The organism is Cellulomonas sp. SLBN-39, assembly GCF_006715865.1.
Lineage (GTDB): Bacteria > Actinomycetota > Actinomycetes > Actinomycetales > Cellulomonadaceae > Cellulomonas.
Genome location: NZ_VFOA01000001.1, coordinates 1,625,086 through 1,644,313, shown reverse-complemented (window position 1 = coordinate 1,644,313; position 19,228 = coordinate 1,625,086). Strand labels below are relative to the sequence as shown.

General features: G+C 77.9%; 17 protein-coding genes and 1 pseudogene. 10 read left to right on the top strand and 8 right to left on the bottom strand.

Going from position 1 to position 19,228, the window contains the following annotated elements; translation table 11 throughout:
• Positions 1-13 precede the first annotated feature (13 nt).
• Entirely contained in the window at positions 14-388 is a 375-nt protein-coding gene (locus FBY24_RS07530; protein WP_142159441.1) for a phage holin family protein, read from the top strand.
• On the opposite strand, the gene FBY24_RS07525 is transcribed toward FBY24_RS07530, so the two are convergent.
• The 7 genes from FBY24_RS07525 to FBY24_RS07495 all read right to left on the bottom strand — a co-directional run bounded on the left by FBY24_RS07525 (position 372) and on the right by FBY24_RS07495 (position 6,619).
• Positions 372-1,937 carry a hypothetical protein gene (locus tag FBY24_RS07525; RefSeq protein ID WP_142159439.1) on the bottom strand — a complete coding sequence of 522 codons (1,566 nt, stop codon included), beginning with the start codon at positions 1,935-1,937 and terminating at the stop codon, positions 372-374. The genes FBY24_RS07530 and FBY24_RS07525 overlap by 17 nt on opposite strands.
• On the bottom strand, positions 1,934-2,251 hold the full coding sequence (locus FBY24_RS07520) for a hypothetical protein (protein WP_142159437.1): 318 nt from the start codon (positions 2,249-2,251) through the stop codon (positions 1,934-1,936). The genes FBY24_RS07525 and FBY24_RS07520 overlap by 4 nt, the downstream gene beginning before the upstream one ends.
• A 100-nt stretch (positions 2,252-2,351) precedes the next feature.
• On the bottom strand, positions 2,352-2,921 hold the full coding sequence (locus FBY24_RS07515; RefSeq protein WP_142159435.1) for a hypothetical protein: 570 nt from the start codon (positions 2,919-2,921) through the stop codon (positions 2,352-2,354).
• Positions 2,918-4,276: a DUF58 domain-containing protein gene (locus FBY24_RS07510; protein ID WP_142159433.1), complete on the bottom strand. Its 1,359-nt coding sequence runs from the start codon at positions 4,274-4,276 to the stop codon at positions 2,918-2,920. Before FBY24_RS07510 ends, FBY24_RS07515 begins: the two co-directional genes overlap by 4 nt.
• Positions 4,273-5,259: a MoxR family ATPase gene (locus FBY24_RS07505; protein ID WP_142159430.1), complete on the bottom strand. Its 987-nt coding sequence runs from the start codon at positions 5,257-5,259 to the stop codon at positions 4,273-4,275. Before FBY24_RS07505 ends, FBY24_RS07510 begins: the two co-directional genes overlap by 4 nt.
• Complete coding sequence (locus FBY24_RS07500; protein ID WP_142159428.1) at positions 5,256-5,774, bottom strand: hypothetical protein; 519 nt, start codon at positions 5,772-5,774, stop codon at positions 5,256-5,258. The genes FBY24_RS07505 and FBY24_RS07500 overlap by 4 nt, the downstream gene beginning before the upstream one ends.
• Complete coding sequence (locus tag FBY24_RS07495; protein ID WP_142159426.1) at positions 5,771-6,619, bottom strand: DUF4129 domain-containing protein; 849 nt, start codon at positions 6,617-6,619, stop codon at positions 5,771-5,773. Before FBY24_RS07495 ends, FBY24_RS07500 begins: the two co-directional genes overlap by 4 nt.
• Positions 6,620-7,086: 467 nt before the next feature.
• Here FBY24_RS07495 and FBY24_RS07490 point away from each other — a divergent pair, with 467 nt between their 5' ends.
• The 3 genes from FBY24_RS07490 (at position 7,087) to FBY24_RS07480 (ending at position 10,204) form a co-directional block, all read left to right on the top strand.
• A complete protein-coding gene (locus FBY24_RS07490) occupies positions 7,087-7,605 on the top strand; it encodes a M15 family metallopeptidase (protein WP_255432283.1) in 519 nt (172 codons plus the stop codon).
• 62 nt (positions 7,606-7,667) lie between these two features.
• Positions 7,668-9,140, top strand: a complete 1,473-nt coding sequence (gene purB / locus FBY24_RS07485; RefSeq protein ID WP_142159424.1) for an adenylosuccinate lyase — start codon at positions 7,668-7,670, stop codon at positions 9,138-9,140.
• A gap of 200 nt (positions 9,141-9,340) precedes the next feature.
• The gene (locus FBY24_RS07480; RefSeq protein WP_218886997.1) at positions 9,341-10,204 is read left to right on the top strand and encodes a hypothetical protein; all 864 of its coding nucleotides are present in this window, start codon (positions 9,341-9,343) and stop codon (positions 10,202-10,204) included.
• A 346-nt stretch (positions 10,205-10,550) separates the two neighbouring features.
• Here FBY24_RS07480 and FBY24_RS07475 read toward each other — a convergent pair whose 3' ends face one another.
• Positions 10,551-11,825 carry a glutamyl-tRNA reductase gene (locus FBY24_RS07475; RefSeq protein ID WP_142159422.1) on the bottom strand — a complete coding sequence of 425 codons (1,275 nt, stop codon included), beginning with the start codon at positions 11,823-11,825 and terminating at the stop codon, positions 10,551-10,553.
• Between the two features lie 45 nt (positions 11,826-11,870).
• Between FBY24_RS07475 and hemE the strand changes: the two genes are divergently transcribed.
• The 6 genes and pseudogenes from hemE to hemL all read left to right on the top strand — a co-directional run.
• Complete coding sequence (hemE, locus tag FBY24_RS07470) at positions 11,871-12,935, top strand: uroporphyrinogen decarboxylase (RefSeq protein ID WP_142159420.1); 1,065 nt, start codon at positions 11,871-11,873, stop codon at positions 12,933-12,935.
• 8 nt (positions 12,936-12,943) lie between these two features.
• A complete protein-coding gene (locus FBY24_RS07465) occupies positions 12,944-14,494 on the top strand; it encodes an NAD(P)/FAD-dependent oxidoreductase (RefSeq protein WP_174243473.1) in 1,551 nt (516 codons plus the stop codon).
• Between the two features lie 168 nt (positions 14,495-14,662).
• On the top strand, positions 14,663-15,676 hold the full coding sequence (gene hemC, locus FBY24_RS07460) for a hydroxymethylbilane synthase (protein ID WP_142159418.1): 1,014 nt from the start codon (positions 14,663-14,665) through the stop codon (positions 15,674-15,676).
• On the top strand, positions 15,673-16,692 hold the full coding sequence (locus FBY24_RS07455) for a uroporphyrinogen-III synthase (RefSeq protein WP_142159415.1): 1,020 nt from the start codon (positions 15,673-15,675) through the stop codon (positions 16,690-16,692). The genes hemC and FBY24_RS07455 overlap by 4 nt, the downstream gene beginning before the upstream one ends.
• Positions 16,689-17,699: a porphobilinogen synthase gene (gene hemB, locus FBY24_RS07450; RefSeq protein ID WP_142159413.1), complete on the top strand. Its 1,011-nt coding sequence runs from the start codon at positions 16,689-16,691 to the stop codon at positions 17,697-17,699. The genes FBY24_RS07455 and hemB overlap by 4 nt, the downstream gene beginning before the upstream one ends.
• Positions 17,696-19,039, top strand: a pseudogene (gene hemL / locus FBY24_RS07445) (glutamate-1-semialdehyde 2,1-aminomutase); the annotation flags it as partial. The gene hemB and the pseudogene hemL, both read left to right, overlap by 4 nt.
• Positions 19,040-19,228 lie beyond the last annotated feature (189 nt).

The window sequence follows — 19,228 nt, the reverse complement described above, 5'->3', positions numbered from 1 at the left end:
GCAGGATCGGGGCATGGGATTCGTCGTGCGCGTCCTCATCAACGGTGTCGCCATCTGGCTGGCGACGCTCCTCCTGCCCGGCCTGACGGTGATCGGCGGGGACTCCACCGGCGGCGAGATCGGCGTGATCCTGCTCGTCGCCCTCGTCTTCGGGCTCGTGAACGCGATCGTCAAGCCGATCGTGAACGTCCTGTCGATCCCGCTGTACATCCTCACGCTCGGGCTGTTCACGCTGGTCGTGAACGCGCTGATGCTCATGCTCACCGCGTGGATCACCGAGCAGACGTCGTGGGGCCTGCGCATCGAGGACTTCGGCACCGCGGTGCTCGGCGGGCTGATCGTCGCGGTGGTCAGCTTCGTGCTCTCGGCGGTCACCTCGCGCGACTGACGTCGGCGAACGGCGACGCGACCGGCCCGAGCACCGGGACGGGCGGCGGGAACGCCGCCGGCTCCCCGAGGCCGGGTCCGACCTGTCCCCCGGACGGAGCGGGCTCCGGCACGTCGACGACGGCCGTGAGCTGCCACGTGCGCGACGTCGTGCCCTCCGGGCCCAGCACCGCGGCCAGCGCACGCCGGTGCGGGTCCGTGGCGGGGGCGCCGGCCAGCGCGTCGTCGAGCGCGGCCGCGGTGCGCGTGTACTCCGCGACGCCGTGCGAGCCCGAGACGGTCGGGGTGGTGCCGTCGGCCCGCAGGTCGCGGGTCACGCTGAGCACGTTCGGCGCCGGGGCGACCTCGCGACGCCCGTCGAGCAGCGGCACCAGGTCGGTGTCGTGCTGCAGCCGCACGACGGGCACGCGGGCCGGCAGCGCGGCCGGCACGTCCGGCGACCCGGCGGCCACCACCGTCCGCACGTCGAAGGTGCGGGTCGCCAGCGCGGTCGCGGCCACGCTCGCGGCGACCATCCCGCCCTGGCTGTGCCCCACGATCGCGACCGGCTCGTCCGCCCCGACCCCGACGGTCGCCATGGCGGCCAGCACCGACTGCGACATCGCGTCCGGCAGCCCTGCGACGGCCCGCAGGTTGGTGCCGTTGTGCGTGAGCGGGTCGCCCGAGAACCCCGCCGACTGGGTGCCCGGCACGGTGACGACCCACGCGACCGTGCCGTCCGGGTGGTCGAGCCGCTGGATCGTCAGCGTCGCCGGGGGCGTGGCCGCGGCGCCCGGTGCGTCGTCGTGACCGTAGGACACCCCGACGCCCGCGACGAGGTCCGCCACCCCGCGCGGCGCGGGCAGCTGCGGCGGGTCGAGCCGGGGCACGAGCCGTGTCGGCTGCACGGGCAGCAGCGACCCGACCCGACCCGCGAACCCCGGCACCGGCTCGGCCGAGGGCACCAGCCCGCCGGTGGACGCGCGCAGCCCCCCGGCCACGAGCTGCACGAACGGCGCCGCGGCCGCCGACGCCGACAACCACGCGACCCGGTCCTGCACGTGGTCACCGGTCGCGGCCAGCGGTGACGGGTCCCCCGGCAGCCACAGCACGGAACGCACCAGCAGCACGGCACCCGCGTCGACGGCCAGCGCCGTCGCACCCACCCCCACGACCCCGAGCAGCCACGTCGGCGACGTCAGCGCGAGCGCCCACCCCGCACCCGCGGCGGCCCCCCGCACGAACCCGTCCGCGGCCGTCTCGGCGCCGTCGTACGTCGTCGCCGCGTCCCGCAGCCGGTCGGCGAGGTCGCGCACGTCCTGCGCGACCCACCACGGAGCCACCGGCCCCGAGCGCGCCTGCTGCACCGCGCTCACGAGCGCAGGGCCCGCCGGCGAGTCCCCCGCCGCGCCCTGCGCCGCCGCCAGCGCCGCCCCCAGGTCCGCGTGCGCCGCATCCAGGTGCCGCGCCGCGACACGCAGCGCGGCGGCTGCCGCGGCGAGGGCGTCGGTGTCGACGACCCGGGTGCCGCCGGCGTCGATGCGGACCTGCGTGCCGTGGTCGACGCTCACCAGGGGGCCACCGGCGCGGGCGGCCAGGCCGAGGGCGCGGGCGCGAGCACGGGCGGCGCGGGCGCCCACCCCGTGCCCGTCCCCGGCGCGACGCACAGGGCCCCCGCCCGCGCGGTCCGCGACGCGGCGTCGACGTCGTCGAGCGACCGGGCCGTCCGCACGAGCAGCGCGGCGACCTCCGCCCGCCGGTCGGCGAACGCCGTCGCCGCCGGCCCGGTCCACCACAGGTCCCCGAGCCCGCCCAGCACGGCGGCGGCCGACGCGATCTCCTGGCGGGCGGCGTCGACGTGGTGGTCGACGAGGGCGAAGGTCATGGGACCGGGACGCTAGGCGCCTCCCTGCCGACCCGTCCGCCATCCGCCCCTGCCCGCGTCCCCGCAGGTCACGGCCGCGGGCTGTGGTCGGCTCGTCAGGTCAGCGGCCCTGCCACCAGGGCTGCGCGGGGCGGCGCAGGGCGACGGCGGTGACGCCGACCGCCGCCGCGAGGCCGAGCAGGCGCCACGCGTCGCCGCCAGCGGTGGCCCCGGCGAGGACGCCGACGGCCAGCGCGAGCACCTGGGCGGCGGCCTGGAGGCCGGCGACGAGCGGGAGGTCGGCGCGCAGCACGGCCACCTCGACGCGGGTGCGCAGCGTGGTGCGCGCGGCGACCGCCGCCAGCCACAGCAGCAGGTGCACGGCCAGCACGAGCCCGGCCAGGTGCCAGCCGCCCAGCGGGTCGGCCGCGAGCAGCGCGACGGCGGCTCCGGCGACGACAAGGGCTGCCAGGCCCGCGCGGGGCCGGATCGCCGGGACGACCCCGAGCAGAGCGAGCACCGGCACGGCACCCGGGGCCACCGGTCCCCCGGGCGCGAGGGCGGCGAGGACCAGGACCGCGGCGCCCAGCAGCGCCACCGCCGCGCGCAGCACGAGGGCGGGGACGGCCGGCCCGGTGGCGATCTCGACCTCCGGCTCGCGGGCCGCGCCAGGCAGCGGGACGCGGGTCACACGACCCCCGCCCCGGCGTGCCGGCGGCCGCGGCGCGCGAGCACCTGCAGCGCGACGGCCGGGTCGTCGCGCCACGCGACCACCTCGACGCCCTGGTCGGCGAGCTCGGCGACGCGGTCCTCGCGCGTGAGCGTCACCAGACGCACGGCCAGCCGCTCACGGACCGAGAGGTCGGCGCTGCGCAGGGCGGGCAGGACGTCCACGGCGACGACGCGGTGCCCGGCGGCGCGCCACTGCGTCGCCACGGCCGCGGCCTCGTCGTCGAGGAACGTGGAGAACACCACCGCGAGCGCACCCGACGGCAGGCGCGGCGCGCGGACGCGCACGGGCGGGTCGCCGGCGGGGTGGGTGCCGGCCAGCGCGTGCCGCACCCGCTGGAGCTGGCGGCGCCCGCCGCCGGGCGGCAGGGGCCGGCGGCGCACCCCGAGGTCGTCGAGGCCGACGCGGTCGCCCTGGTCGAGGAACGCGCGGGCCAGGGTCGCGGCGGCCTCGCGGGCGCGGTCGAGGGACGTCGCGTCGGCAGGGTCGGGCGGGACCGGGCCGCGCCACGTGCGGGGGTCGGGGCCGACGTCGTCGCGGGAGTCGACGACGAGGACGACGACGGCCTCGGCGAGGGTGTGCTCGCGGCGGACGTACAGATCGCGCAGGTCGGGCGAGCGGCGGGCGGTGACGCGCCAGTCGATGCGGCGCAGGCGGTCACCGGGGCCCCAGGGGTGCACGTCGCGCAGGTCGCCGCCCTCGCCGGGACGGCGGGCGGGGTGCGCGCCGGTCGTGCCGCGCAGCCGGGGCGGCAGGGGCACCTCGCGCACCGGGGTGGCGCGGGGCAGCACGACGGTGCGGCGGTCGACGGCGTCGGCGGGGTCGGCGACGGACGCGGCGCCGGGGCCGACGCCCTGGACGACCGCGGTCGCGACCTCCTGCGGGCCGGTGCGCACGGTGCGGGCGGTGACGGGCAGGCGTCGGGTGCCGTCGACGTGCACGAGCGCGTCGGCGACGGCGCGGCCCTGCCGGGTGAGGGCCACGTGCGCGGCGGCGCCCGCGGGCGCGTCGAGCCAGAGCGCGGCGCGCAGGGTGCCGTCGGGCCCGGCGAGGTCGCGCCCGTCGTCGCCGGCCTCGTCGGCCGGGCCGGCGAACCAGGCCCGCACCGAGCCCGTGGGGCGGCGGTGCCGCACGACGACGGCGGTGAGCAGCGGAGCGGCCACGACGACGGCGACGTCGCCGCGGCCGGCGAGCACGGCCAGCACCAGCACCAGCACGCCCGCGACGGCACCGGTGGCGACCGCGAGGGTCGGTGCCCAGGGCGTCGCGTCGACGGCGGGGCGGTGCCCGGCCGCGCCCTGCCCGGGGGGCGTCATCCGCGCCGGGCGGTGGTCGGGCCCGGCACCTGGGTGAGGACCTCCTCGACGACGGACTGCGGCGCCAGGCCCGCCGCCCACGCCTGCGGGCTCAGCGACAGCCGGTGCGCGAGCGCCGGGACCGCGACGGCCTTGACGTCCTCCGGCGTGACGTACGCGCGCCCGTCGAGCACGGCCAGGCCGCGGGCGACGAGCACGAGCGCCTGCGACCCGCGCGGCGACGCCCCGACCTCCACCGCCCGGTGCGCGCGGGTCGCGGCGGCCAGGTCCACGCAGTACGCGAGCACGTCGTCGTCGACCGCGACGTCCTCCACGCCCGCCTGCATGCGCAGCAGCGTCGCGGCGTCGACGACCCTCCGCACCGTGGCGCCCTCCCGACGGCGGCCCAGGCGCCGGGCGAGCACGTCGACCTCCGCGGCCCGCTCGGGGTACCCGACGGCGAGCCGCACCATGAACCGGTCGAGCTGCGCCTCGGGCAGCGGGTAGGTGCCCTCGTACTCCACGGGGTTGGACGTGGCGACGACGTGGAACGGCGCGGGCAGCGCGTGCGTGGTGCCGTCGACGCTGACCTGCCGCTCGGCCATCGCCTCGAGCAGCGCGGACTGCGTCTTGGGGGCGGTGCGGTTGATCTCGTCGGCCAGCAGCAGGCCGGTGAACACCGGGCCGGGGCGGAACGTGAACGCCTGCGTCGCGGGGTCGTAGACGCTGGACCCGGTGACGTCCGACGGCAGCAGGTCGGGGGTGCACTGGATGCGGCTGAAGTCGAGGCCCAGCGCGGTCGCCAGGCTGCGCGCCGCGAGGGTCTTGCCGAGCCCGGGCACGTCCTCGAACAGCACGTGCCCGCCGGCGAGAACTGCGGCCAGCGCCAGGCGCACGGGGCCGGCCATGCCGACGACGGCCGTCGCGACCTCGTCGAGCACGGCCTGGCCGCGCACGGCGACCTCGCGGACGGTCAGGGGGCCGGCGTCGGCTGCGGTGGTCATGAGCTCCTCGCGGTGCCGGTGGTCCGGCGGTCGGCGCCGAGGCCCTCGAGGACCGTCAGCGTGTGCTGCAGGTCGCCGAGCGACGGCAGCGGGTGGGTCGTGCGGGTCAGCGTCGCGTGGGCACGGGTACCGACGAGGGCGCGGACCGCGTCCGCGTCCGCGGCGTCGGCGAGGTCCAGGCCGTGCCGGGCCAGGCGGCGGGCGGCGGCCGCGCGCAGCCGCCGCAACGACCGCTCCCCCGCCCGCCCGTCGCGGCCGACCATCGACCACGCGAGGTCCAGCACCTCGCCGCGGCTGCCGTCGCGGCGCGCCGTGCGGTGCCGCTCGGGCGCGGGCTCGGCGCGCAGGTCGACGTGCTCGGCCACGACGACGAGCGCCGCCGCACCCGCCGCGAGGACCACGGCTGCGCCGACCGCCATGCCGGCGACCGTCGACAGCACGCCGACGATCGCGGCCGCGAGCGCCGGGCGCCACACCCGCGCGCCGACCGCCCGCAGCGCGGCGGCGGGGCTCACGGCAGCGGCCCGTCGTCGGTTCGCGGCACGTCGGCGGACGTCACGTCGGCGGACGTCACGTCGGTGCGCGGGACGTCGGTGCGCGGCACGTCGGGAGGAGTCACGTCGGGACCGACCCGTGCGGGCGCGTCCTGGCGGGCGGCGAGGCCCTGGGCGACGACCGCGAGCAGCGCCCGGGCGCGGGCCACGTCCGGCCCGGACACCGGCTCGGCGCCGTACCGCGCCGCCAGGTACAGCCCCAGCAGCTCGCGGGTCGACCCCGGGTCGGCGCGCGTCGCGCCCAGCACCGCGAGCGCCAGCTCGGTGGCGGTCTGCGCGCGGTCCCGCTCGACGCCGGTCGCGGCCGCCGCGCGCTCGACCGCCACCCACGCGGCGACGACCGCGTCGCCCGGCGGCACGTCGTCGTCCAGCTCGCGGGTGGCAGCGCGCACGCCCTCCCGCAGCACCGCGAGCGCCTCGTCGTCCACGCTCCCCCCGGGGTCCTCGCCCGGGGCGACCACCCCGTCGTCCTCGGGCGGGGTCGCGCCGCGGCTCTCGACGAGCCGGCGCAGCGCCGCGACCAGCGCGGCACCGAGCAGCCCGACGACGACGAGTCCGACGACGACGAGGATCCACGGGGCGATCTCGGTGGCGCCGGGCACCTGCGGGGGGCCCTGCACGGAGCTCGTCGGCAGCGGCGGCTGCGACACCGGCGGTGCCGTCGCGCGCAGGTCGGGGCCCGTGCCGTCGCGCCCGACCGTGCGCAGGTCGAGCGGTCCCGCCAGCGCAGCACCGAGGACGGCGAGGACGACGAGCCCGCCGGCCAGGGCGGCCGGGACCGCGGCGCCCGTGCGCGTCGTCGTCACTGCACCCCCTGGTCGTCGTCCGCGTCAGGCTAGCCGCGCGGACGCGGCGGCGGGGCCGGCAGGGCGGCGGGCGGGCGAGGCGCCGCGCGCTGGCGCGGGCCGCCGGGCACGGCGATGCTCGTCCGGTGGGCGGGGACGGCGGGAAGCACGGGACCAGGTGGACGGCCCGCACCGGGACGCACGCTCCGGTGCGGCGCCTGCTCCTCGTCACGGCTCTCGCCCTCGGGGCGGCAGCAGGGTGCGCCGTGCCGCCCGGTGACGCCGCGCCGCCAGGGCCGACCGCCGCGTCCGCCCCGGCCGCGTCGGGTCCGGGCACCCGTCCGACGACGACGCGCACGCACCCGCCGCCCGTCCCGACCGCGACGCCCAGCCCCAGCCCCAGCCCCAGCCCCAGCCCCAGCCCCAGCCCGGAGCCTCCCGCGTTCGAAGCGTCGGTCGGGCCGATCACCCCGGAGCTGGCCGCGCGCATGCACGCGTCGTGGCGTCCCGGGTGCCCCGTCCCGCTGGAGGACCTGCGCCACGTCACGGTCCGCCACCACGACATGACCGGCGCGGTCGTCACCGGCGAGCTCGTGGTGCACGCCGACGTCGCCGACGGGCTCGTCGAGGTGTTCCGCGCGCTCTTCGACGCGCGGTTCCCGCTGACGTCGGTGCGGCTCGTCGACGACTTCGGCGCCGACGACGACGCGTCGATGGCGGCGGACAACACGTCGGCGTTCAACTGCCGGGCCGTGACGGGCGGGAGCGGCTGGTCCGAGCACGCGTACGGGCGTGCGGTCGACGTGAACCCCGTCGAGAACCCGTACGTGCGGGGCGGGACGGTCCTGCCGCCGGCGGGAGCCGCCTTCGTCGACCGGCCCGACGCGCCCGGCGTGGTGCACGACGGTGACGTGGTGGTGCGGGCGTTCGCGGCGCACGGGTGGGCGTGGGGCGGGCACTGGTCGTCGCCGACGGACTACCAGCACTTCTCGACGACAGGACGGTGACCGCGGGCGGCCGGCGTCGGACACGGCGCCGCGCGCCCGTCACCCTCTGGGAGGATCGGGGCATGGCCACGCCCGACCCCGCCCGCACCCCGTCGCCGCTGCCCGCCGAGCGCGTCCGGCTCGCCGACGTCAGCCCGTCGATCGCCCTCGGCCCGCTCGACGGCCGCTACCGGGGCACCGTCGCCCCGCTCGTCGACCACCTCTCCGAGGCGGCGCTCAACCGCGCCCGGCTCGCGGTCGAGGTCGAGTGGGTGGTGCACCTGACCACGCACCAGGTGGTGCCGGGTGCACCCGTGCTCGCCGACGACGAGGTCGCGTACCTGCGAGGGGTCGTCGCGTCCTTCGGCGCCGACGAGATCGCCGAGCTCGCGGAGATCGAGCGCACGACCGTGCACGACGTGAAGGCCGTCGAGTACTTCCTCAAGCGCCGGATCGCCGCCGCCCCCGAGCCGCTGCGCGCCGGCACGGTGCTGCCGCAGGTCGCCGAGCTCGTGCACTTCGCGCTCACGAGCGAGGACGTCAACAACCTGTCCTACGCGCTGATGGTGCGCGGGGCCGTGCACGAGGTGTGGCTGCCGGCGGCGGCCGCGCTGGCCGACGACGTCGCGGACCTGGCGCGCGAGCACGCGCAGGTGCCGATGCTCGCGCTGACGCACGGGCAGCCGGCCACGCCGACCACGCTCGGCAAGGAGCTGGCCGTGCTCGCGCACCGCCTGCGCCGCCAGCTGCGCCGCATCGCGTCGGACGAGGTGCTGGGCAAGCTCAACGGCGCCACGGGCACGTACGGCGCGCACGTCGCGGCCGTGCCGGGCGCGGACTGGCCGGAGGTCTCCCGCACGTTCGTCGAGCACCTCGGACTGGTGTGGAACCCGCTGACCACGCAGATCGAGTCGCACGACTGGCAGGCCGAGCTCTACGCGGACGTCGCCCGCTACAACCGCGTGCTGCACAACCTGGCGACCGACGTGTGGACGTACATCTCGCGCGGCGTCTTCACGCAGATCCCCGTCGCGGGGGCCACGGGCAGCTCGACGATGCCGCACAAGGTCAACCCGATCCGCTTCGAGAACGCGGAGGCGAACCTCGAGGTGTCGTGCGCGCTGCTCGACACCCTCGGCGCGACCCTCGTGACGAGCCGCCTGCAGCGCGACCTCACGGACTCCACGACGCAGCGCAACATCGGCCCCGCGTTCGGGCACTCGCTGCTGGCGATCGACAACGTGCGCCGCGGCCTGCGCGCCCTGTCCGTCGACGAGGCGCTGCTGGCCCGCGAGCTCGACCAGAACTGGGAGGTGCTGGGCGAGGCCGTGCAGTCGGCGATGCGCGCGGCGTCGGTCGCGGGGGTCACGGGCATGGAGAACCCGTACGAGAGGCTCAAGGAGCTGACGCGCGGGCACCGTCTGACGGGGGACGAGATGCGCTCGTTCGTGGCGGGACTGGGCCTCCCGGGGGACGTCGCGGAACGCCTGGCCGCCATGACACCGGCGACCTACGTGGGACTCGCGGCCGAGCTCGTCACCCGTCTGGACGACTGAGCGTCCGGTTCGCCCGGTCTCGCGGCCCCTGACAGGGGCACGGATTCACCCGTTCGGCTCAACCGTGCGCCCGCAGGTGGGACCGGTCACGGATGACTGGCCGCGAGACCTGGACAGCCGCCCGGCTGGGGGTAAGAATCGTCCTGTCCGTCGGAATCCTCCCCTTCATCCGATACGGCAAGGAACCCCCTGTGACGTTGATGCAGAAAGCGATCACGCCGTCGCTGACGCACGCGCACCTCACGCAGGGTCACGACCGCATCGCCGGCTACGTGGTCCGTGCAGAGGACGTCGCGTTCGCCACCACGCCGGCCCAGCTCTTCGAGGTGCACGGCCTGGGCTACCCGGGCTCGCCCTTCAGCCCCTACGACCGGTACATCGACATCCTGCGGTTCGAGTCGTCGCCGCAGCTGCAGTACCGCGACGTGCCCGGGTACATCGTGCCCCTGTGGTGGTTGCGCCACTCGCGCATCCCCCCGGGTGCCGAGCTCATCCGCGTCTTCGACGACGGCTCCTCCACGCTGCTGGCCCGCTACGGCGACGTCGGCTCCGGGTGGACCGTGACGCAGCTGGGGGCCCCGCGCCCGTCGCTCGCGTCGCTGTCGCGCTGCGTGGGTCCCGTGGCCAAGTGGCACGGGGCGTACCTCGAGGCGGACGTCGTCGACGGCGGTCGGACCGTGGTGCTCGCGCTCGCCAACCCGCCGCTCGCGGAGACCGGGTTCCAGCAGTCGCCCTCGGGCCGCTGGTTCCGCCGCGTCGCCCGGGAGGACGTCAGCGAGCTCTTCGAGCTCGACCTGACGGCCCGGTGGAACGGTTTGTCCGTGCGCGTCGTCGATCAGTGGCAGGATGCTCAGCGGTACGTCGTCGCGCGCATCTCGCACCTCGGTGACGACATCGAGCGTGCGGAGCGTCTGCACCTCGAGCGCATCGAGGCTGGCGTGTACGAGGCGATCGTCTACGCTGCTGAGCTGACGGACATCCAGACCAACCAGGTCGTGCCGCACACCTGGACCCCTGGACCGGCCGCCGCAGAGCAGCAGCAGCAGTACTGGGCCCACTCGTGAGCCCGACCCCATGAACTAGCTCGAGGCCCTGGCGCTCGCCGCCGGGGAACGGGACACGCTGCACGAGCGTGGCCCCCACGGACCGCACCGGGCCTGGTCCTCCCCCCCGACCAGGCCCGGTGCGCCCGTCAGAGCAGTGCGAAGGCCCCCGCCGGACGGCGGGGGCCTTCGTGCGTCCCGGCCCGACGGTCGGCAGCGGGCCCGCCGTCTCACGATGCGGGACAAAGCGGACGCGATCGGACATGGCTCCACCGGACATCGGTCGGTCGGATGCCGCTCGGTCGCACCCGGTCCCGACGGCCTCTCGTCGCAGCCGCGGCCGGGCGGTGGGCGTCGGACCGCGGCGTCAGGCGGAGGCCGGGACCGGGGGGTGCTCGACCGCCGCGAGGGCCGCCAGGGCCTGCGCGTAGGCCGCCGCGTCACCGGCGCGGGCGGCCTCGCGTGCCGCCACGGTGGGCGCGTGCAGCGCGGTCCGCGTGCGCCGACGCAGCGAGCGCTCCACCCGCTCGTCGCGGACCTCGTCGGGGACCGCCGCCAAGGACCGCTCCAGCGCCCCGAGCACGCGGGCCCGCTCGGCCACGACCGCCGGGTTCCACTCCCGCACGCGCCGCTCCGCCTCGAAGTCCCGCGCGGCCGTGTCCACGATCTCGCGCGCGTGCTCCAGCGCGGCGTGCTCGGCGGGCGCGTGGTCGGCGACCGTCTGCAGCGAGACGAGGGCGACGCCCGGCAGGGTCCGCACCCCGGGGTCCACGTCGTGCCGCAGCGCCAGGTCGACCACGGTGAGCGGCTGCGCGCCGGCGGGACGCGCGGCGGCGAGCGCCTCCACGCCGAGCACGGCCCCGGCCGCGCCGCTGCACGCGACCACCAGGTCGGCGCGGGCGACCTCCGCCAGCAGGTCGTCGCCGGACGGCAGGGCCCGGGCGCCGCGCGCGCTCGCGAAGGCCGCGGCCCGGCCGCTCGGGGAGTGCACGAGCACGTCCTGCACGCCGCGGGCCCGCAGCGCGGCCAGGCTCGCGCCGGCGTAGGAGCCGGTGCCGATGAGCACGGTGCGGGTGCCGCACCAGTCGGGGCGCCCGTCGCGCGACGGCAGGGTGCGCTCGGCGAGGTCGAGCGCGACGCCGACGACCGAGCGACCGGTGCCGCCGAGGCCGGTGCCCGTCTCGACGGCGCGCGAGGCCCGCGACGCCGCCTGGAAGAGGGCCTCGAGCGCGGACGTCGTCGTGCCGTCCCGCCGGGCCGTGGTCAGGGCACGGCGCACCTGGCCCGCGATCTCCCGCTCCCCCACGACCATCGACTCGAGCCCCGACGCGACGGAGAACAGGTGCGCGCTGACGTCGGTGCCCAGCAGCGGGTGCAGGTGCCCGCCGACCTCGTCCGGGGCGTACCCGGAGCGCGCCGCGATCGCCTCGGCCACGGCGGCCCGCGCGAGCGGCGCCCGGTCGGCGTCGTCGACGTCCAGGTACAGCTCGAACCGGTTGCACGTCGCGAGGACGACGGCACCGGCCACGGGGGAGGTCGCGCCCACGAGCTCACGGCCGACGGCGTGCACGTCCGTCTGCAGACGCTCCAGCACCGTCAGGTCGAGATCGTGATGGCTGGCGACGAGGGACAGCAGCACCACGGGGCCGATTGAATCATCCCTGGAAATGTCCGGCACAATCGTCCGGTGACGCTTCCCGCCCAGCACCCGCTCGTCGACGGCCGCACTTCCGCCTCAGCACTGGTGACGGCCTATTCCGGCACCCGCCCGGAGCGCCAGCCGGTGTGGTTCATGCGACAGGCCGGCCGGTCGCTGCCGGAGTACCGGGCCTCGCGTGCGGGGGTCGCGATGCTCGACTCGTGCCTCGACCCGGAGCTGGCGTCCGAGATCACGCTGCAGCCCGTGCGCCGGCACGACGTGGACGCGGCGATCTTCTTCTCCGACATCGTCGTGCCGCTGCGCCTGGTGGGCGTGGACGTCGACATCAAGCCCGGCGTGGGCCCCGTGTTCGGCACGCCCGTGCGCACGCTCGACGACGTGCGGCGGCTGCGCGACCTCGGCCCGCTCGACGACGAGCGGCTCGCCCCCGTCGCGGCGGGCGTCGCGCGGACCGTCGCGGCGCTCGGCGGCACGCCGCTGATCGGGTTCGCCGGGGCGCCGTTCACGCTGGCCGCGTACCTCGTCGAGGGCGGCCCGTCGCGCGACCACCTGGCCGCCCGCCGCCTGATGCACGCCGACCCCGCGGCCTGGGACGCCCTCATGGCGTGGACCGCCGAGGTGAGCGGCGCGTTCCTCCAGGCGCAGGTGCGTGCGGGTGCGAGCGCGGCGCAGCTGTTCGACTCGTGGGCCGGGGCGCTCTCGAAGGCCGACTACGTGCGCGGCTGCGCGCCCGCGTCGTCGCAGGTCCTGGCCGGGGTGCGCGCCCTGGGCGTGCCGGTCGTGCACTTCGGCGTCGGCACCGGCGAGCTGCTGGTGGCGATGCGCGACGCCGGGGCCGACGTCGTGGGCGTCGACTACCGGGTGCCGCTGGACGAGGCGTCCGCACGCCTGGGCGGGGCGACGCCGCTGCAGGGCAACGTGGACCCCGCGCTGCTCGGCGCCCCCTGGCCGGTGCTGGAGGCGCACGTGCGCGACGTCCTCGAGCGGGGCCGGTCGGCGCCGTCCCACGTGCTCAACCTCGGGCACGGCGTGCCGCCCGAGACCGACCCCGACGTGCTGACCCGCCTCGTGGCGCTCGCGCACGAGCTCTGAGCGCGACCGTGGGCGCGGACGGGTCGGAGGCGGTCGTCGACACCCCCTGGGACGCGGTCGTCGTGGGGGCGGGCGTCGGCGGGCTCGTCGCCGCCCGTGACCTGGCGCTCGCCGGGCTGCGCACGCTGGTGCTCGACGCCCGCGACGCCCCCGGGGGCGCGGTGCGCGCGCACGAGGTCGACGGCCTGCGGCTCGACGCCGGCGCGGAGTCGTACGCGACCCGGGGCGGCACGGTCGTGCCCCTCCTCGACGAGCTGGGGCTCGCGGACGACGTGGTCGCCCCCGAGCCGCGCGGCTCGTGGGTGCACCTGACCGACCGCGACGGGCCCCTGCCGGCGACCGGGCTGCTGGGCGTCCCGGCCCGCCCGTGGGCGCCGGACGTGCGGCGCACGCTCGGCCTGGCCGGGGCGCTGCGCGCGTGCCTCGACCTCGTGCTGCCCGCACGCGTCGGGGCGGGTGCGCCGACCCTGGGGGCGCTCGTGCGGGCCCGCATGGGGTCCGCGGTGGTGGACCGCCTCGTGCACCCGGTGGTCGGCGGGGTGCACGCCGCCGACCCGGACGACGTCACGGTCGACTCCGCCGCCCCGGGCCTGACCGCCGCGATGGGGCGCAGCCGCGGATCGCTGGCGCGCGCGGTGGGCTCGCTGCGCGCCGGGGCGCCCGCGGGCGCGGCGGTGCAGGGCGTGCACGGCGGCATGCACCGGGTGGTCGACGCGCTGGTCGCGCACGTCACGGCGCACGGCGGCGTGGTGCTGCCGCGCACCCGGGCCGCGGCCGTGACCCGGGATCCCGACGGTGCGCTGCGGGTGCGCCTGGAGAGCACGCGCCGCGGCAGCGCGGCGGGCGACGACCGCACGGTGCGGACCGCGCGCCTCGTGCTCGCCGCCCCCGTGCCCGGGCTGCTCGACGGGCTCGACGGGCAGGACCTGGCCGGCGTCGTGCCCGACGACGGGATGCCGGTCGGCCTGGTCACGCTGGTGCTGGACCTGCCCGCGCTGGACGCGGCGCCGCGCGGCACCGGGGTGCTGGTGGGTCCCGGTGCGGACGACGTCGGTGCCAAGGCACTGACGCACGCGACCGCCAAGTGGGCGTGGCTGGCGCAGGCCGCGGGGCCGGGCCGGCACGTGGTCCGCCTCTCGTACGGCCGCGCCGGCGACCCCGCACCCGCGCCGTCCTCCCCCGCGCCGTCGGTGGCGGCGACGGCGGCCGCGGGGACCACGACCACGGCGGTCGGCGCCCCGCCCGACGACGTGCCTGACGACCTGCCCGACGCGGTGCGGACGGCGCTGCGGGACGCGTCGCGGCTGCTCGGCGTGACGATCCCCGCCGAGGCGCTGCGCGCGCACGCGGTGGTGCGGTGGACCCAGTCCCTGCCCCGGCCGAGCGCGGCGCACCAGGCCGCCGTGGCGCGCGTCCGGGCGGCGGTGCCGGCGATGCCGGGGGTCGCCGTGTGCGGCGCGTGGGTGGCGGGCAACGGGCTCGCGTCGGTGGTGCCGGACGCGCGCGCAGCTGCCGCGTCCGTGCTCGCGCCCACGGCGGTCGACGCGGGCGCAGAATGACGCGCACAATGGCGTGGGTCACATTTCTGCCGGGTCCGTGCCGCCTCGCCCGGACGCTTTTCTGACCGATTGTCAGTTCGACCGTCGGCGACGCCTCCGCGCATTTCCTGACACCGCGTCAGGACGTCGGATTTTCGCCATCCTGCACGACGGGAGAGACTGGGGCCCATGCCCCAGACCGTCCGCGTCGGCACGCGTGCGAGCACCCTCGCCCTCACGCAGACCGGCCACGTCGCCGACGCCCTCGCGGCGCTGGCCGACCTCGCCGTCGAGACCGTGCGCGTGCGCACCGAGGGTGACCGCGTCGCCGCACCGCTCGCGTCCCTCGGCGGCACCGGCGTCTTCGTCACCGCGCTGCGCGACGCGCTCCTGGCCGGCCGGTGCGACGTCGCGGTGCACTCGCTCAAGGACCTGCCCACGCAGCCGGCGCCCGGGCTGACCGTCGCCGCCGTCCCCCCGCGCGCCGACGCCCGCGACGCCCTGTGCGCGCGGGACGGCCTGACGCTCGCCACGCTGCCGCCGGGGGCCCGCGTCGGCACGGGGTCCCCCCGGCGGGCCGCGCAGCTGCGCGCCGCCCGCCCCGACCTCGACGTCGTCGACGTGCGGGGCAACGTCGAGACGCGGCTGCGCCGGGTGCGCGGGCTCGTCGTCACCCCCGCGTCCGACGCCCCGCCCGCCCCGGACGCCGGCGCGGCCGCCGCAGGACCGCGCGGCGACCTCGACGCGGTCGTGCTCGCGGCGGCGGGGCTGGGCCGGCTCGGCCGGCTCGGCACCGTCACCCAGCTCTTCGACCCCGACCTGCTGGCCCCAGCACCGGGCCAGGGCGCCCTGGCCGTCGAGGTCCGCACCGCCGACGCGGACGCCGCGAGCCCGCTCGCGCAGGCCCTGCGTGCCCTCGACGACGCCCCCACCCGCCGGGCCGTCGTCGCCGAGCGCGCGGTGCTCGCGCGCCTCGAGGCGGGCTGCGCGGCACCGGTGGGCGCCTGGGGCCGGTTCGACGGGGCCGGCGCCCTCGTGCTCGACGCGGTGGTCTGCGCGACCGACGGCACGCGCGTCCTGCGCCGCAGCGCGTCCGGCCCGGCGCCCGACGACGCGGCCGCGCACGCCCTCGGCGTCGCGCTCGCGCAGCAGCTCGTCGACGACGGCGCCGCGGACCTCGCCCCCCTCGGGACGTCGTCGTGACACCCCCCGCGGACCCCCTCGCGGGCTGGCACGTCCTGGTCCCCCAGCCACCCGCCGACGCCCTCATCCCCCATCCCGCCCCCGCGCCCGCACCCGACGAGGGGGACGTGGCTCACGCCTCGACCGCCCGGACCGTGCTCGAGAGCCCGGTCGGCGCCCCGCGCGCGGTGCCGGGCGGCGCGGTGCCGGCCGGGTGGGGGGCCGCGAGCCCGGCGGTCGTCGCGCTCGGGGCCGTCGGGGCCGTGCCCGTGGTCGTGCCGCTGGTGCGGACCGTGCCGGCGCAGGACCCGACACCGCTGGACGACGCCCTGCTCGCGCTGGGCGCCGGCTGGTACGAGTGGCTGGCCGTCACCAGCCAGGCCGCGGTCGCGGTGCTCGCGCAGCGCGCGGCCCACGCCGACGAGCCGCTGGCCGCGATCGTGCGCCGCGGCGGTGCCCAGGTGGCCGCGGTGGGCCCCGGCACCCGGCGCGCGCTGGAGGCCCTCGACGTACCGGTGGCGCTCGTGCCGCCCGTGCGGTCGACCGCCGCCGACCTCGTCGCGGCGTTCCCGGCCCCCGGCACCGCCCGCGCGCCGGAGCCGCCCGCCGGGTCGGCGTTCACCCGCGGCCCGTGGCCCGCCGCGCCGACGCCCACCACCGGCCGCGTGCTGGTCCCCCGCGGCGACCTGGCCGCACCCACGCTCACCGACGGTCTCGCCGCCGCGGGCTGGCAGGTCGACGACGTCGTCGCCTACCGCACCGTGCCGGCCGAGCCGCCCCCGCCCGACGTCGCGACGGCGTGGGCCGACGGCACGATCCGCGCGGTGCTGCTGACGTCGGCGTCGAGCGTGCGCTCGCTCGTCGACCACCTCGGCCCGCCGCCGGCCAGCACCCTCGTCGTCGTCATCGGCCCCAGCACCGCCGTCCAGGCCCGTCGCAGCGGGCTGCGCGTCGACGCCGTGGCCCGCGAGCAGTCGCTCGCCGGCCTCGTCACGGCGCTCGTCGCCGTCGCCACCCCCTCCGAGGAGCACCCGTGACCCCCACCCCCGGCCCCGTGCCCGTCCCGGGCCGCACGCGTCTGCGCCGGCTGCGCACGTCCCCGGCGATGCGCCGCCTGGTCGCGCAGACGCGCGTCGACCCCGCCGACCTCGTGCTGCCCGTCTTCGTCCGTGAGGGCCTGACCGAGCCGCGCCCGCTGTCGTCCATGCCGGGCGTGCTGCAGCACACCCGCGACTCGCTGCGGCGCGCCGCCGCCCAGGCCGCGCAGGCCGGCGTGGGCGGGATCATGCTGTTCGGCGTGCCCGAGCACCGCGACGCCACCGGGTCGCAGGCGGATGCGCCCGACGGCGTCCTCAACGTCGCGATCGCCGACGTCGTCGCCGAGGTCGGCGACGCCCTCGTCGTGCAGGCCGACCTGTGCCTCGACGAGTTCACCGACCACGGCCACTGCGGCGTGCTGACCCCGCGCGGCACGGTCGACAACGACGCGACGCTCGAGCGGTACGCGTCGATGGCCCTCGCGCAGGCCGACGCCGGCGCCCACCTCGTCGGCCTCAGCGGCATGATGGACGGTCAGGTCGCCGCCACGCGCGACGCCCTGGACGCCGCCGGGCGCACCGACGTCGCGCTGCTCGCCTACGCCGCGAAGTACGCGTCGGCGTTCTACGGCCCGTTCCGCGAGGCCGTCGAGTCCCAGCTGCACGGCGACCGGCGCACGTACCAGATGGACCCGGCGAACCGCCGGGAGGCCGCCCGCGAGGTCGCGGCGGACGTGGCCGAGGGCGCGGACGTCGTCATGGTGAAGCCCGCGATGTCCTACCTGGACGTGCTCGCGGACGTCGCGGCGACGTCATCCGTGCCCGTGTTCGCCTACCAGGTGTCCGGTGAGTACGCCATGATCGAGGCCGCCGCCGCGCAGGGGTGGATCGACCGACGGGGTGCAGTCACCGAGTCGGTCCTCAGCATCCGACGTGCAGGTGCCGATGTTGTGCTGACCTACTGGGCCACCGAGCTGGCCGCATGGCTCGTGGAGGAGCGACGATGACGCAGACCGAGACCGACGCGACGACCTGGTCGTCGACGAGCGCCGCGGCGTTCGCGCACGCGGAGGAGGTCATCCCCGGCGGGGTGAACTCCCCGGTGCGCGCGTTCGGCGCGGTCGGCGGCACACCCCGGTTCATCGCCTCGGCGCAGGGACCTTTCGTCCGTGACGTCGACGGGCGCGAGTACGTCGACCTGGTCGGGTCCTGGGGCCCGGCGCTCCTGGGCCACGCGCACCCCGCGGTCGTCGCGGCCGTGCAGGAGGCGGCCGCCCGCGGCCTCGGGTTCGGCGCCCCGACGACCACCGAGGTCGAGCTCGTCGACGAGATCCGCGCCCGCGTGGCCGCGGCCGAGCGCGTGCGCCTGGTCTCGACGGGCACCGAGGCCGTGCTGACCGCGGTGCGCCTGGCGCGCGGCGCGACGGGCCGCGACCTCGTCGTGAAGTTCGCGGGCTGCTACCACGGGCACGTCGACGCGCTCCTCGCGCAGGCCGGCTCGGGCCTGGCGACGTTCGGGATGCCGGGCTCCGCGGGCGTCACCGCGGCCCAGGCCGCCGAGACGATCGTGCTGCCCTACAACGACCTGGCCGCGGTCGAGGCCGCGTTCGCCGAGCACGGCGACCGGATCGCGGCGCTGATCACCGAGGCGGCGCCGGCGAACATGGGCGTCGTGCCGCCGCTGCCGGGCTTCAACAAGGCGCTGCGCGAGATCACCCGCCGGCACGGTGCGCTGCTCGTGCAGGACGAGGTGATGACCGGGTTCCGCGTGGGCCCCGCCGGCTGGTGGGGGCTGGAGGGCCGGGTCGAGGACTGGGCGCCGGACCTGCTGACCTTCGGCAAGGTGATCGGTGGCGGGCTGCCCGTCGCCGCGGTCGCCGGGCGCGCCGAGGTGATGGACCTGCTCGCCCCGCGCGGCCCGGTCTACCAGGCCGGCACGCTGTCGGGGAACCCCGTGGCCACCGCCGCGGGCCTGGCGACGCTGCGCGCCGCCGACACGGAGGTGTACGTGCATGTCGACGCCGCCGCCGCGCACCTGCGCCGTGCCCTGACGGGTGCGCTCGCCGAGGCGGGCGTGCCGCACGCCGTCCAGTGGGCCGGGAGCCTGTTCTCCGTCGTCTTCGGCGAGGAGGCCGCCACGCGCGGGGCCCGCGACTACGCGGCGGTGCAGGCCTCGGAGCACTGGCGGTACGGGCCGTTCTTCCACGCGCTGCTCGACGCGGGCGTCTCGGCACCGCCGTCGGCGTTCGAGGCATGGTTCGTCTCGGCGTCGCACGACGAGGCCGCCCTCGACCGGGTGATCGCGGCCCTGCCGGCCGCCGCGCGGGCCGCTGCGGAGGCGCAGGCGCCGCAGGACGAGGCCGCGTCGACGACGATCGCGGTCGCCGGCCTCGCCACCGGGGCCGACGACGCGGAGGGCACCGCCGCGGACGACGCGCCGGGGGACCCCGACGTCGGCACCGAGGTCGACGCCGACGGTGCGGCCGACGCCGACGGCACGGGCGAGGGCGGTCCGGACGCGACCGTCACGGACGGG